The 12,346-nt window shown below is 60.2% G+C and carries 13 protein-coding genes and 1 pseudogene; 5 read left to right on the top strand and 9 right to left on the bottom strand.

All coding sequences use genetic code 11. The features are described 5' to 3' along the window. Positions 1–29: 29 nt before the first annotated feature. The gene (locus HNQ95_RS09205) at positions 30–182 is read left to right on the top strand and encodes a hypothetical protein (RefSeq protein WP_182573931.1); all 153 of its coding nucleotides are present in this window, start codon (positions 30–32) and stop codon (positions 180–182) included. A gap of 104 nt (positions 183–286) precedes the next feature. Here HNQ95_RS09205 and HNQ95_RS09200 read toward each other — a convergent pair whose 3' ends face one another. Together HNQ95_RS09200 and HNQ95_RS09195 are read right to left on the bottom strand one after the other, a co-directional pair. Continuing rightward, positions 287–748 (bottom strand): chromate resistance protein ChrB domain-containing protein, encoded by a 462-nt coding sequence (locus HNQ95_RS09200; RefSeq protein ID WP_182573930.1) that lies wholly within the window; start codon positions 746–748, stop codon positions 287–289. Beyond that, on the bottom strand, positions 745–1,602 hold the full coding sequence (locus HNQ95_RS09195; RefSeq protein WP_246340638.1) for a Fe-Mn family superoxide dismutase: 858 nt from the start codon (positions 1,600–1,602) through the stop codon (positions 745–747). Before HNQ95_RS09195 ends, HNQ95_RS09200 begins: the two co-directional genes overlap by 4 nt. Positions 1,603–1,810: 208 nt before the next feature. Here HNQ95_RS09195 and HNQ95_RS09190 point away from each other — a divergent pair, with 208 nt between their 5' ends. Both HNQ95_RS09190 and chrA read left to right on the top strand, forming a co-directional pair. Beyond that, on the top strand, positions 1,811–2,797 hold the full coding sequence (locus tag HNQ95_RS09190) for a chromate resistance protein ChrB domain-containing protein (protein ID WP_182573983.1): 987 nt from the start codon (positions 1,811–1,813) through the stop codon (positions 2,795–2,797). 15 nt (positions 2,798–2,812) lie between these two features. Then, positions 2,813–4,228 (top strand): chromate efflux transporter, encoded by a 1,416-nt coding sequence (chrA, locus tag HNQ95_RS09185; RefSeq protein ID WP_182573928.1) that lies wholly within the window; start codon positions 2,813–2,815, stop codon positions 4,226–4,228. 130 nt (positions 4,229–4,358) lie between these two features. Here the strand turns inward: chrA and HNQ95_RS09180 are convergent, their stop codons facing one another. After that, positions 4,359–5,231 carry a LysR family transcriptional regulator gene (locus HNQ95_RS09180; protein ID WP_246719230.1) on the bottom strand — a complete coding sequence of 291 codons (873 nt, stop codon included), beginning with the start codon at positions 5,229–5,231 and terminating at the stop codon, positions 4,359–4,361. Between the two features lie 98 nt (positions 5,232–5,329). Here HNQ95_RS09180 and HNQ95_RS09175 point away from each other — a divergent pair, with 98 nt between their 5' ends. Next, positions 5,330–6,127: a phytanoyl-CoA dioxygenase family protein gene (locus HNQ95_RS09175; protein ID WP_182573926.1), complete on the top strand. Its 798-nt coding sequence runs from the start codon at positions 5,330–5,332 to the stop codon at positions 6,125–6,127. Positions 6,128–6,327: 200 nt separating this feature from the next. On the opposite strand, the gene HNQ95_RS09170 is transcribed toward HNQ95_RS09175, so the two are convergent. Continuing rightward, positions 6,328–6,606, bottom strand: a complete 279-nt coding sequence (locus HNQ95_RS09170) for a metal-sensing transcriptional repressor (protein WP_182573925.1) — start codon at positions 6,604–6,606, stop codon at positions 6,328–6,330. A 70-nt stretch (positions 6,607–6,676) separates the two neighbouring features. Continuing rightward, on the bottom strand, positions 6,677–8,026 hold the full coding sequence (locus HNQ95_RS09165) for a cation diffusion facilitator family transporter (RefSeq protein ID WP_182573924.1): 1,350 nt from the start codon (positions 8,024–8,026) through the stop codon (positions 6,677–6,679). 353 nt (positions 8,027–8,379) lie between these two features. Here HNQ95_RS09165 and HNQ95_RS09160 point away from each other — a divergent pair. Further along, a pseudogene (locus HNQ95_RS09160) lies at positions 8,380–8,666 on the top strand (HupE/UreJ family protein); the annotation flags it as partial. A 336-nt stretch (positions 8,667–9,002) separates the two neighbouring features. Here the strand turns inward: HNQ95_RS09160 and HNQ95_RS09155 are convergent. The 4 genes from HNQ95_RS09155 to HNQ95_RS09140 are packed head-to-tail and all read right to left on the bottom strand — an operon-like array spanning position 9,003 to position 12,249. Beyond that, positions 9,003–9,368 (bottom strand): RidA family protein, encoded by a 366-nt coding sequence (locus HNQ95_RS09155; protein ID WP_182573923.1) that lies wholly within the window; start codon positions 9,366–9,368, stop codon positions 9,003–9,005. A 52-nt stretch (positions 9,369–9,420) separates the two neighbouring features. Next, on the bottom strand, positions 9,421–10,791 hold the full coding sequence (locus HNQ95_RS09150) for an NAD(P)/FAD-dependent oxidoreductase (RefSeq protein ID WP_182573922.1): 1,371 nt from the start codon (positions 10,789–10,791) through the stop codon (positions 9,421–9,423). Further along, positions 10,788–11,066: a (2Fe-2S)-binding protein gene (locus HNQ95_RS09145; protein ID WP_246340635.1), complete on the bottom strand. Its 279-nt coding sequence runs from the start codon at positions 11,064–11,066 to the stop codon at positions 10,788–10,790. Before HNQ95_RS09145 ends, HNQ95_RS09150 begins: the two co-directional genes overlap by 4 nt. Positions 11,067–11,109: 43 nt before the next feature. After that, positions 11,110–12,249: an NAD(P)/FAD-dependent oxidoreductase gene (locus HNQ95_RS09140; protein ID WP_182573920.1), complete on the bottom strand. Its 1,140-nt coding sequence runs from the start codon at positions 12,247–12,249 to the stop codon at positions 11,110–11,112. Positions 12,250–12,346 lie beyond the last annotated feature (97 nt).

Here is a 12,346-nt window from a genome sequence, read left to right as displayed (position 1 = left end):
GGGTTGGTCCATCCGTGATATCGGACCGGATGATCGATGGCATGGTCGCCAGACCGTTTGAGCAAGCGGTGCATTTCCCGGCGTTGATCCTGCGCCCACCGGACGGCATCAACTCTGCGCTGATCACGGACTTCGTCGCCGAGTTGTATGCGGCGCGCAATGCGCTATCCAGCGCGCCATAGGCGGTGACTATTCTGTGCGCATCGCTTCTCGCGATCGACAAGCCGATCGTCCGCAGCGCACCATGGGTCGGAGACGGGGCGCGAATTCCACCACCTTAGCGAACTTATGCCTTCGCCTTTGGGGGCCAGTTGTGCGTTTCCGCCTTGCGGCCTGACGCCCAGGCATAAAGCGCGTCGTAGATGACGAAGCCGTGCTTCAGCACCTCGTGATCGTCTGGTGTGACGTCCCGCAGCCCCATCGAAATCGCGAGCAACCCGGCCGACTGCGGCGTCAAATCATGCCGATCGGTGTCAGCACCCCGAACGATTGCGGCAATGGTGGCGATTGCGGAGTCCTTTGCCAGATCATGCTTGTCGACAAACGCATCGAAGCTGCAGCCTTCGCCGAAGTGCGTGTATTCGACGCCTGGAACGTCATAGGGCGTGGCGCCGGTCTCTTGCGCCACGGTCATGACCTTGTCCGGCGGAACGAACAGGAACTCCGGATCCTTGTCGATGAACCTTGCGATCAGCCAGGGACAGGCGATGCGGTCGATAACAGGACGTTCACGGGTAACCCACTTCATGGTTCAGTCCTCCCGGTGGAAACGGTGAATGGGACAGTCGGCCCGCCGATGGCATGCCAAGCGGCGATCCCGCCGGACAACACATGCGCATCGAAGCCAAGGCGGCGGAGTTCGTCGACCACATTGCCGCTGACCTGGAAGCCGTAGATGCAATAAGCAACGACAGGCTTGTCGCGAGGCAGATCCTCGATCCAGTCGGCGGTCGCCTCCGGAGCCCGGAACGTAGCACCCGGAAGCATGTCGCTGCGGGCTTGCAGATCTGCCGCCAAACAAACATCGAGCAGCATGATGTCCTCCCCTCGCCCAAGACGGGCAAGCAGATCCTCCGGAGCAACGCCGAAATTGGCGCCGCCATCCGCAGGCGCAGCCGACAAGGTGCCAGCGACACGCTGGAACCTTTCGCCGATGCGCTCCCAGTGGATGTTGTTCATGAAGGCATCAACATAGGCGCCAACCTTCGCCCCGAAATCGATGGCGTAGGCGTGCTCGTACATGTCGAGCGCCATGATCGGGACGCTGCCGGCGAGGCAGTTCGTGTGATCCTGTCCCCATTGGATCATCAGGCGCTGGTGGCGCTCGGACCACACCAGCAAGGTCCATCCCGACCCGCCGGCTTGCGCCTTCGCACATGCCGAAAAGCGGGAGCGCCATTTGGCCACGCTGCCGAAGTCCCGCTCGATGGCTGCAGCGAGAGTTCCTGTCGCATCTCCTCTCCCGCCGAGACCGTCGAAATAGATTTCATGCAGGATCGCCGAATTCGCAGCGATCAGCTCTTCTCGCTTCAAGCCGTTGATGTCGAAGACCGGAGCTGCTGCCCAATCCATTTCATCCAAACGACGCTCGATGGCATTCAAGCGCCTGACAGCGCCTCCGTAGTTGTTCTCATAGTGGCTTGCCAGAAGTCGCTCCGAGAGCCCATCGAGGCGCGGCGGCTTGAATGGCAGTGGCATAATCCGGTGCATGGCAGTCCTCACGTAAAGTCAGTGACTGGACCGAACGCTACGCTCGAATCTAAAATGATACAAGTGTTGCATTTTCAATCATCGATGATACAGTATGAACATGGACGATGACATTATACGGGCAGATCGGCGCTGGCTGCTTCTCATTCACCAGCTGCCCAGCAAGCCGGCCTACTTCCGCGTGAAGATCTGGCGCCGGCTGCAGGGGATCGGCGCCGTCGCCGTGAAGAGCACGGTCTATGCGCTGCCGGCAAACTCGGAGACCCAGGAGGATTTCGAGTGGCTCCTGAAGGAGATCGTCGAAGGCGGCGGCGAGGCCATGGTGTGCGAGGCACGCCTTATCGACGGCCTCTCCGACGCCCAGGCTCGCGCGCTCTTCGATGCTGCACGCGATCAAGATTATGAGGCGATAGCGAAGGAAACACGCGCTTTGACCGATCGGTTCGACGCGATTGCGACGTCCGAGGAAAAAGCGGAAGCGCGCTCATTAACCAGCCGCCTGCGCAAACGGCTCGCCGATATCGCAGCGATCGACTTCTTCGGGGCAACCGGTCGCCTGTCGGCCGAAAGCCTGGTCACGGGAATCGAACGCAAGCTCGCGGAGGATACGGAAATGGCAAAACAATCGCCGGAGGCCATGGCGCATACGCCGACAGCTCTGAAGGGACGGGTCTGGGTGACGCGCGAAGGCGTGCATGTCGACCGTATCGCCTGTAGCTGGCTGATCCGGCGTTTCATCGACCAGGACGCTGTCATCCGCTTCGTACCGGGCAAGGGATACGAACCCAAAGCTGGAGACTTGCGGTTCGACATGTTCGAAGGCGAAATCACCCATGAAGGTGATCGTTGCAGCTTTGAGGTTCTGCTGACCCGAGCTGGAATCGCCGACCCCGCTCTGCAGGCGATTTCCGAGATTGTCCACGACATTGACCTCAAGGACGGCAAATTCGGCCGCGAGGAGACGACGGGCATAGCCAGCCTGATAACAGGCGTTTGCGCGGCAAACCCGCAGGACGAGCAGCGCATCGCCCAAGGCTCGTCCGTCTTCGACAATCTCTACCAGTATTTCCGCTCGAAGCGCGCCTGATCGACAGGAAATGACATGAGCCAGATCGAAATGACCGACAAATCTCCAGCCCAGAACACGGACACACCGGCTCACGGCATCTCGTTTGGCGAAGCGGTCCGCGTATGGGCGCGTGTGGCAGCCCTCAGTTTCGGCGGGCCTGCAGGGCAGATCGCCGTGATGCACCGGATCATCGTCGAAGAGAAACGCTGGATCGGTGATACGCGTTTTCTGCACGCGTTGAACTACTGCACGCTCCTGCCCGGGCCAGAGGCTCAACAGCTCGCGATCTACATTGGCTGGCTCCTGCACAAGACAAAGGGCGGGCTCGTCGCCGGAATCTTGTTCGTGCTGCCTGGTGCTGTCGCCATCATGGCCCTGAGCTGGATCTATGCCATTTTCGGCAATGTCGGCGCCGTCCAGGCCCTCTTCTTCGGACTGAAAGCCGCAGTATTGGCGATCGTGCTCGAAGCCGTCATCCGCATTGGCCGACGCTCCCTCAAGAACAACGTGCTGATCGGGCTGGCAGCAGGGGCATTCGTTGCCTTGACGGTATTCCGGGCGCCATTTCCCCTGGTTGTTTTTGGGGCAGGCTTGATCGGATATGTCGGCGGACGAGCCGGATGGAAGGCGTTCCTCGCCGGCGGCAACCATGGCAAGTTCAGTGGCAAGGAGGTCGCGGACATCGATAGCGTCCTTGGCGAGGGGGTTCCAGACCATGCTCGCCCTCCCCTTTCCTGGTCGCTCAAGGTAGCAGCGGTCGGCCTCCTGATCTGGGGTGGGCCGGTCGTGGCGCTGCTGGTGTTTTTGGGGCAGGGAAATGTCTTCACCGATATCTCCATCTTCTTTTCCAAATTGGCCATGGTCACATTCGGTGGCGCGTATGCGGTCCTTTCCTATGTCGCGCAGCAAGGGGTCGAGCACTACGGGTGGCTGAAGCCCGGCGAGATGCTGGACGGCCTCGGTCTGGCTGAGACGACCCCTGGTCCGCTGATCATGGTGACGCAGTTCGTCGGCTTTCTGGGAGCTTATCGCGCACCTGGCTCGCTCAACCCGTTGATCGCCGGCACTCTGGGCGGACTGCTGACAACCTGGGTGACCTTCGTTCCGTGCTTTCTGTGGATCTTCATCGGCGCGCCCTTCATGGAGAACATGCGCGCCAACAAGGCGCTCTCAGCGGCACTCTCCGCGATTACCGCAGCCGTCGTCGGCGTCATCCTCAACCTGTCTATGTGGTTTGCCCTGCACGTTCTGTTTGCGCAGCTCTACGAATTCCGCGGCTTTGGGCTTGCAGTCGATGTCCCCGTCTTGAGTTCCGTGAACGTCCCGTCTCTGATCCTGACGCTGGGCGCGGTCATCGCGGTATTTCGTTTCAAGGTGGGCATGCTCACCGTGTTGGCCAGCTGTTCGATTGCCGGGATTGCCTATGGCCTCCTCACGGGCACGGTTTGATCAGATGTGAACCTTGCGGGAGTGCTGCCGGCCGACGCGAGACCGTCAAAGGTCCCATTGCCCAAAGGAGCGCAGCCAGGATCATCGAGCGCCTCCGCCCATATCGGCCAACCGTTCAGATCGGCGGTGCTCAGCCTGTCATTGCCATGATGGCAGCGCGTATCTCGGGAAGCGGTGCTGGTTGTTCGCCGCAGAAGACCAGCACGATCGGTTCCCGTGCGTGCGCATCGGCTATGGGTACACGAGCAAGCGGCTTGCCGTCGTAGCTCAGGGTGCTGACCGGGTTCGTGTAGCTGATGCCCACGCCCTCACCGTTGGCGGCAAGGCTGCGCAACACCTCCGTGGAGGCCGCGCGATGCACGATGTTTGGCGTCACGCCAATCGTGCGGAAAAGTCCCAGCATGTGCCGGATCGACAACCCCTGATCGGACAGGATCAGCGGTCGATCGGCAAGATCGGCAAGCGACACTTCGCTTGCCTTGGCCAGGGGATCGTCAGGCTGAAACCACGCCTGTGGCGACACTTGCGCATAGAGTTCGCGATGAAAACTGGCGTCGAGGCCGAGGTCATAGGTCAGGGCCAGATCGATGTCGCCGGCAAGGAGGGATTCTGCCAGACCCTCGAAAGTCGCTACCCTTGTCCTGATCTCGACGTCTGGAAACCGGGCTCGCAGCAGCCTGAGCAGTGGAGCGAGATGGGCGGGAGCCAGATCCTCGAAAACTCCAAGCATGATGCGCTGCAAGCGCCGCTGCCCGAGACCACCTGGACTCTCGAGGCGAGCCGCATCGGCCAGGAGCGCTTCTGCATCCGCAAGGAACAGCCTGCCGAAGCCCGTGAGCGTCACGGGCGCGCCCTTGCGACGTATGAACAGCTTCTGCCTCAAATGGTCCTCGACCTGGCTCAAGGCGACTGACAGCGCCGGCTGAGAAACATTCACCTGCTGGGCCGCCACCGTCAGGCTGCCTGCACGCGACACCGCCACCACATATTCCAGCTGCCGCAATGAAATGTATAACATGAGACTATATTAGTGTTTTCAACATATTATTGGAACTTAAAAAACAGCACCGGCATCCTGTGAACGTCAACAGGGAGACCGAGATGCCTCACCCGCTTATCACCCAAGAACATATCGACAGCTACCAGCGCGACGGGGTCGTGCTCGTAAAAGGCCTATTCCGAGACCATGTCGAGGCGCTGCGACAAGGCGTCGAGACCAACATGGCCGAGCCGGGGAAATACGCCGCAGAGAACCTCAAAGCCGGCGAAGGCGGACGGTTCTTCGACGACTACTGCAACTGGCAGCGCATTCCCGAATTCGAGGACGTGATCCGCTCGTCCGAGGCGGCTGAGGTGGCCGCCGACCTGATGCGATCGAGGACGGTGCAGCTTTTCCACGATCATGTCCTGGTCAAGGAGCCGGGGACGTCGAAGCCAACGCCCTGGCACCAGGATTCGCCCTACTATTTCGTCGAGGGGGAACAGACGATCAGCTTCTGGTCGCCGCTCGATCCCGTGCGGGAAGCATCGTTGCGATGCGTGGCGGGATCGCACCAGTGGGCGAAGCCGGTGCTGCCGACACGCTGGCTGTCGGAGCAGAATTTCTATCCCGACGCCGATGCCTACATGCCGGTGCCGGACCCCGATGCAGAGGGCATGACGATCATGGAATGGGCGATGGAGCCGGGCGACGCTGTGGCCTTCAACTACAAGACCCTTCACGGTGCCCGCGGCAACCAGACCCAGTCACGCCGCCGCGCCTTCTCGCTCCGCCTGTTGGGCGATGATGCCCGCTATGTGGAGCGGCCGGGCCGCACCTCCCCGCCCTTCCCGGGACATGAAATGAAGCCGGGTGAAAAGCTGCGCGAAGACTGGTTCCCGGTCATCTTCCGGCGTTAAGCCGCATATGCCTTGCCAATCAACGCGATGCCGTCAAATGCCTTCGACCAGTGCACGAGGAGCCGAGACGTTCGTGCTACAGCCGATCGAGAACGAGTTGTCGGCCAGCGCCATTATGGAAGTCAGCGCGGCCTCGACGGAATGATCTGACGCAGGGAACCGATGGTCGCATCCCAGCTACGTGGAGTGCGCCCATGCCTCTAAAGATACTTGGTGATCGCCTTGAATTCGTCGATGGACTGCCGTTGCTCGCGAGGCAGCGTTCCGACGGCTTCCTCAAGGCAGTGGTCGAGATGATCCTGGATCAGCGTGCGTTTGGCATTGACGATAGCCTTTTCGACCGCTGCCAGTTGCTGAGCTATATCAAGGCATGACCTGCCGCCCTCCAGCATCGAGATGACGCTTTTCAGGTGGCCTTCCGCTCGCTTCAGCCGCTTGACGATCTCGGGGTGGGCGGCGTGCGTGTGCAAGTCGTTCATCGTGTCCTTTGCCAGATTGCGATCGATGGTGGCGAGGGACGATACGTCGATCGACCCGTCGCCAGCAAGGTCAGTGATGATGGCCTTCCGGTTCTTCCATCCGGAAGGGTAGGCTCGACTTTCCCTTTGCGGAGCTCAAATGGAGAACTGCGTCGAACTCATGCGGTTCGGCCGGGGCCTCGGTGCTTTGGAGCGTGTGATGATCTCCGGCAACGGGCAATAGCGGCAGCTTTTCCACCTGCCCGCCAGGACGCTGGATTTCCACAACCGCGTTGAGCCCGTCGGCGTGGCTGGAAACCGTCAGGCGCATCCGCTCCCCCTGGCTTGTATCGACGATTTCCAGAACACCTTCAGCAATCGAGGATTTGACGACGAAGGGGTCGGGCGCGTGGTGGTGCCCGCCCGCATCGGCGACGACCGGCTGCGAAGGTTCGTCACCCGCGTCGAATACAATCGTTGCATTTTCGAGCGACGGCAGATGTGCCCGCAGCTCGCGTTGAACCAGCGACGATATGGTGTTGGCTTCCTCAACAGACTTGCTGTTGTCGACGGCGATCTTGAGGTCAGCATGAAGCTTGTGGCCAAGCCAGCGCGCCTTGACATCGACGACCCGCTGGACGCCTGCGACATGCTCGGCAGCATGCCGAATTTCATCGTTGAGGCCCGGTTCGATGCCATCGAGGCTGCGCGTGAGCACCGCCCGGGCCGACTGCCAGACAATGCCGAAGATCGCGATGGTGATGAGCATGCCGACGATCGGATCGGCAAGCGGGAAACCAAGCCAGACACCGATCGCCCCAACCACGACCGCCAGGCTTGTGAGGCCGTCCGTTCTCGCGTGGTAGCCGTCGGCAATGAGCGCCGCGCTGTTCATTTCGCGTCCGACCCTGATGCGGAAGACGGCAACCGCCTCGTTTCCGAGAAAGCCGATGACGCCGGCGGCTGCCACCGCTAGCAGTTGCTGAACGGGTTGAGGGTTCATCAGGCGGTCTATGGCCTGATAGCCGGCGACAAGGGCGCTGAAGAGAATGATCAAGACGATCAGCATGCCTGCCAGGTCCTCAAAGCGGCCAAGGCCATAATTGAATGTGGCGCTTGGCTTACGACGTACAAGCGTGAAAGCGATCCAGAGCGGGATGGCAGTGGCCGCATCGCCAACATTGTGGATCGTATCGGCAAGCAGCGCCACGCTTCCCGAGAAGAAGACAACGACGAGCTGGAAAGCTGCCGTTATGGCGAGGATCACGAAGGACCACTTGATGGCCCAAATGCCCCGCTCCGACGAAGCGATGCTGGGATCGATGACGCCGTGTGTGTGGCCGTGCCCGCCAGCCTCTCCGTGAGAATGGCCATGAGCACCGGTGCCACGAGCATTGTTCTGCTGGCCGAAGCCGAACCAGTCCTTGATTTCGGCAAGCATGAGAGAACTCCGAGTTTGAGCCTTCAATTACCTATCCCCCCGGATAGGATATGTCAATGTAAGGCGCGGAACGGAAATGCGCGCGTAAAGTCCGTGTCATCCGGCACGGGCCTACGTCTGCGAAAAGCATTCAAGAAGAAGATAGAGCGGTCTCCGCGACAGCCTTGATGCAGGGTCGCAACGCGGCTTGGCAACCACTTCTCAGATGTCTTTCATGTTCCAACTACGTCCGAGCGGCGGAGTATGGGGCGCGCGTACGCGTTGCCACTAGGCCCTTGCTCGCCTCGATGACCTTGATGCTCATCGCCTTAATGCCCGAACTCGCGTAAACTCACGTGTCGCCGAAGGCGACACGTGAGATCACAGGCGTTCATGTGATTTCGTTCATTATCTCGGCGCCAAGCATACGGTACCGGGATATGAACATCTGCCAAAGCATATCGGCATCTATGTGAGACTGTTTGCGTTGGGCCCCACGACAATGCTGCTTGGCGTCTGTTTTGGTTGGAACGTCAGCTCCTACCTGATCGACGCAATCATCGGCTTGCCGGTCGTGTACAAGGCCATGAACAACCTTGGTGCGTTTCTGCGCTGGCTCGGTCTCCAGCTGAACACCAACGACGCGACCTTGCGGGCAGGATCGCTCATCGACCGTTGCGCGCGCCTAACAAATGTTCCCTCGCCCTCGCGGTACCCTCAACCATCAATCCGGTCGGGATCAGCAACGAAAAACGCGATCTGTTCGCCATGGTGCCGATTCCCCTTAAAACCAGCACCACTCCAGTGTAAATCATCAAATATTAGCCGATTCCATGAGGCATTCAAAACGTCGCCTCGCACCCAGCGTTGGATTTCAATGCGGACGCCGACCCGGAACAGCATTGGCCGAGTCGGCGTCCGACGCCGCGCTTGGGAGGCGCGTCCTCAAGTCTTCGCTTGCGGCGCAACGGCCACCGTCTACACGAGCCTTTTCAAACTATTCGGTGCGGGCAACGGCCGCGGTCACGATGATTTCCACCAGGACATCCGCTGCGCCCATCTCGCATTGCGCTGTGGCACGGGTGGGCGAAGCACCTGGCGCGGTCCAGTCGTTCCAGACCGCGTTCATAGCCTCGAAATCGCGACCAATGTCCTTTAGCCAAATCTGGGCGCTGAGCAGGCGGCTCTTGTCGGTGCCGGCATCGGAAAGGTACTTCTCGACACGAGCAAGCGCCTGTTTCGTCTGACCCGTAATGTCCTGGCTCCGATCATCCGCAGCCATGCCGCCGACAAAGACGATGCCGTTGTAGACGACAGCCCGGCTGCGGCGTCTGTCTGTCTCAATCCGGAATATGTTGCTCACTAGTCTATCCTTTCTACAGTTAGGTTGTGAAAATGCCGATGGGCGGATCGGGCTATTCGACGAAATCACCAAGCATGACTGGCTTGATGGGCGGTCGAATGCGGTAGTACCCAACCTCGGTGGGTTCTACGCCGCGCTCCCGGGCTATGAGTTCGGTCACCGTCAGTCCGCACAACCGGCCCTGACAAGGGCCCATTCCACAACGACCGAACGCCTTGGTTTGGTTCGGGCCAAGACAACCTAGGCTGACGTAATGCCTAATGTTCCCGGCTGAGACTTCTTCGCACCGGCAAACCAAGACGTCATTGTCCGACGGAATCCGGTTTTCGTCCTGCGGACGGTAGAGCGCATCCAGGAACGGACGAATGTGAGTGTAGCCCGCCAGTCTGCGCCGCAGCCTGGCCGCACGCTGCGCTGAGTCGCCGATCTTTCCGAGATGCTGCGCAATCGCCAGGGCAGTCAACTGGCCTTGCACGGCAGATGCCTGGGCACCGACGATCGAACGACTGTCTCCCGCGACATAGATCGCTGTCTGTCCGAGGCGCCCCCATGTGTCTGTAACCGGCTGCCAGCACAACTGCTCGGGGCTCCAGCGATGCTGTGCGCCGAGCGACCAACTGAGCTGCGTGTTAGGAACCACGCCTTGATGCAGGAGCAACAGTGAGGTCGGGACATGTCGCCGTTTACCTCCGCTGACGAATGTCAGTCCGGTAGCCTGCGTCTCTCCTTCGACCACAAGCTTGGCGGCGCCGGAAAAGACGGGCACGCCATGGCGCCGCAGAGCAGCGAGGAGTTTGAGTCCTTTTAATAGATCTCTCCATCCTAGGAGCAAAGCGGGCAAGTGACGCAGCGCACGCAACTTATCCGAGAACGAGGTTGTATCGACGAGGGCGCCGATCTTCGCCCCGGCGCGCAAATATTGCCAAGCCAGCAAGTAGAGGAGCGGCCCAGCACCAGCGAGGACGACAGGCTCGTTTGGCAGCGCACCGGAACTCTTGAGGAGGATTTGTCCGGCTCCTGCTCCCATGACGCCGGGCAATGTCCATCCCTTGATAGGGAAGGGTCGCTCCATTGCGCCGCTCGCAATGAGAACGGTCTTACCAACGATCTGGCGTGCCTTGCGATCAGCAACATAGTCTATCACACCCTCTGGCGTAAGGTTCCAAACGGCGGCGCCGCCGATGTACTCTGATCCGCTCACACGGAACTGAGCTGCGAGCGTGAGCCCGTCGGCATAGTCCTTGCCTAAAATCTCGAGACGTTCCGCAGGCGCAGTTTCGATATTGCGGTAAATCTGGCCGCCGATTGTCACCTGTTCGTCCAATACGGTGACCGTGAGCCCCAGATCCCGCGCCTGACAGGCCGCAGCCATGCCAGCAGGGCCCGACCCGATGACGATTAGGTCCGATACCACGCCCGTCATGACGTTTCTCCGAAGCTGAGGTCAGCGAGTTCAACGGCACCATCTTGCCGACTGATCCTCATTCCTTCCCTTACGGAAACTGCGCAGCCCTGCTGAGCTGGAACGCCGTCGATCTCAACAAGGCACTCGAAGCACACTCCCATCATGCAATAAGGCGCTCGTGGAGCTTGCCCCACGACGCTGGACCGAAAGTGGCGAGCGCCGCTCGCGAGCAGGGCGGCCGCGACACTGATTCCCGCGGGTACTTTCAGGGGATTGCCTTCGAATGCGATCATTACAGTCTCAGGCTTAGCCGATGATGAAATTGCAAAAAGTGACTTAGTGGTCATGGGAAAAACTCGCATTGGGGTCCCGGAAGCGGTCACCCAAAAAGCACTCGATGTCAGGAGGCGCACAGGTCAGACCTGCCATCCAGGGGGCGAGGACGAAAGCGTGAATCGCAGCAAGCGTCACGCCGCTGTGGCAGGTGGCGACAAAAGCGCCAGGGCATGACGTAGAACCCTGATAGACAGGATAGCCGTCTGCCGTGAGCGGTCGGAGTGCCCCCCACGCGCGCACGAGGCGAGCATTTGCCAATGCCGGAAAGGTCGCGACCGCGCGTCGTGCGAGCCACTCGATCTTGTCGGTGGTCGTTCCGTCGTTGAAGCCGACGTCTTCAGAGGTTGAGCCAATCTGGACACTGCCTTCGCGCGTTTGCCTTACCTTGTTCGTTGGAAAGTCGAGGAATGGCTTGAGCCGCTCTGTAATCAGGATCTGACCCCGCGTGGTGGTGATCGGTACTTCTAGCCCCACCTGTGGTGCCAAATTGGCGTTGCCGAGCCCTGCAGCTAGCACCAGTCTATCACTTTTCCAGCGTTGACCGTCGCGTCCAATTATTTGGAACTGAGTCGTGTCAGGATCGCGTCGAATCTCGGTGACATCGACACCTGAGATTGTTTCTGCTCCCTTCTCCTTCAGACCCGCGTGCAGCGCTCGAAGCAACATGAGAGGATTTGCGTGTCCGTCCAGCGCGCAGAAGCTGCCGCCAACGACAGCCGAGCCTAGCCCGGGCAGAAACTGCTTGAGTTCGGAAGGCTCCATCATCTTGAAGGGGATTTCCCCGCCAACCTCGCAATTGATGCGCTTCAGCAAATCCGCGCGCGCTTCGACGTCCTGCTCGCTGAAGCCCAACCAGAATCCGCCGGGTTGATGAAGTCCGGTGTCAACGCCAGTCAGTTCCAGCAGTTCTTTGTGCAACTCGGGCCAGATTGTCACCGCTTCGCGGCTCCAGCGGGCATAACGCGGCATCTTGTTCCCTTTGCTTGAGACCCAGACAAGCCCAAAGTTGCCCCTGGACGCTCGAAATGCCGCGTCACCTTGATCCAGCACCCTGACCGAAATGCCAGATCGCGCTGCGCCGTATGCGATTGCCGCACCGACGAGACCTCCCCCGACCACCGTCAACTGCGCAATGCTCATCAGGCAACCTCACGATGGCGCTGAATCATCTTAAGGATTGTTTGGGCGTTGGGCCCGCGCCGCCGTAACGACCGCCAAGTCTGCTCGCTTCTCGAGG

This window comes from Aminobacter ciceronei (genome assembly GCF_014138625.1).
Classification (GTDB): Bacteria; Pseudomonadota; Alphaproteobacteria; order Rhizobiales; family Rhizobiaceae; genus Aminobacter; species Aminobacter ciceronei.
The sequence above is the reverse complement of the archived record's forward strand: the minus strand, read 5'-3'. Positions and strand labels throughout refer to the sequence as shown.

Excerpts from the sequence above, each read along its gene's own strand:
- HNQ95_RS09170 (WP_182573925.1), bottom strand. The coding sequence starts at position 6,606 with ATGAACGACTTGCACACGCACGCCGCCCACCCCGAGATCGTCAAGCGG.
- chrA (WP_182573928.1), top strand. The coding sequence starts at position 2,813 with ATGAGCCAGATCGAAATGACCGACAAATCTCCAGCCCAGAACACGGAC.
- HNQ95_RS09200 (WP_182573930.1), bottom strand. The coding sequence starts at position 748 with ATGAAGTGGGTTACCCGTGAACGTCCTGTTATCGACCGCATCGCCTGT.
- HNQ95_RS09205 (WP_182573931.1), top strand. The coding sequence starts at position 30 with ATGATCGATGGCATGGTCGCCAGACCGTTTGAGCAAGCGGTGCATTTC.
- HNQ95_RS09165 (WP_182573924.1), bottom strand. The coding sequence starts at position 8,026 with ATGCTTGCCGAAATCAAGGACTGGTTCGGCTTCGGCCAGCAGAACAAT.
- HNQ95_RS09140 (WP_182573920.1), bottom strand. The coding sequence starts at position 12,249 with ATGAGCATTGCGCAGTTGACGGTGGTCGGGGGAGGTCTCGTCGGTGCG.
- HNQ95_RS09150 (WP_182573922.1), bottom strand. The coding sequence starts at position 10,791 with ATGACGGGCGTGGTATCGGACCTAATCGTCATCGGGTCGGGCCCTGCT.
- HNQ95_RS09175 (WP_182573926.1), top strand. The coding sequence starts at position 5,330 with ATGCCTCACCCGCTTATCACCCAAGAACATATCGACAGCTACCAGCGC.
- HNQ95_RS09145 (WP_246340635.1), bottom strand. The coding sequence starts at position 11,066 with ATGATCGCATTCGAAGGCAATCCCCTGAAAGTACCCGCGGGAATCAGT.
- HNQ95_RS09190 (WP_182573983.1), top strand. The coding sequence starts at position 1,811 with ATGGACGATGACATTATACGGGCAGATCGGCGCTGGCTGCTTCTCATT.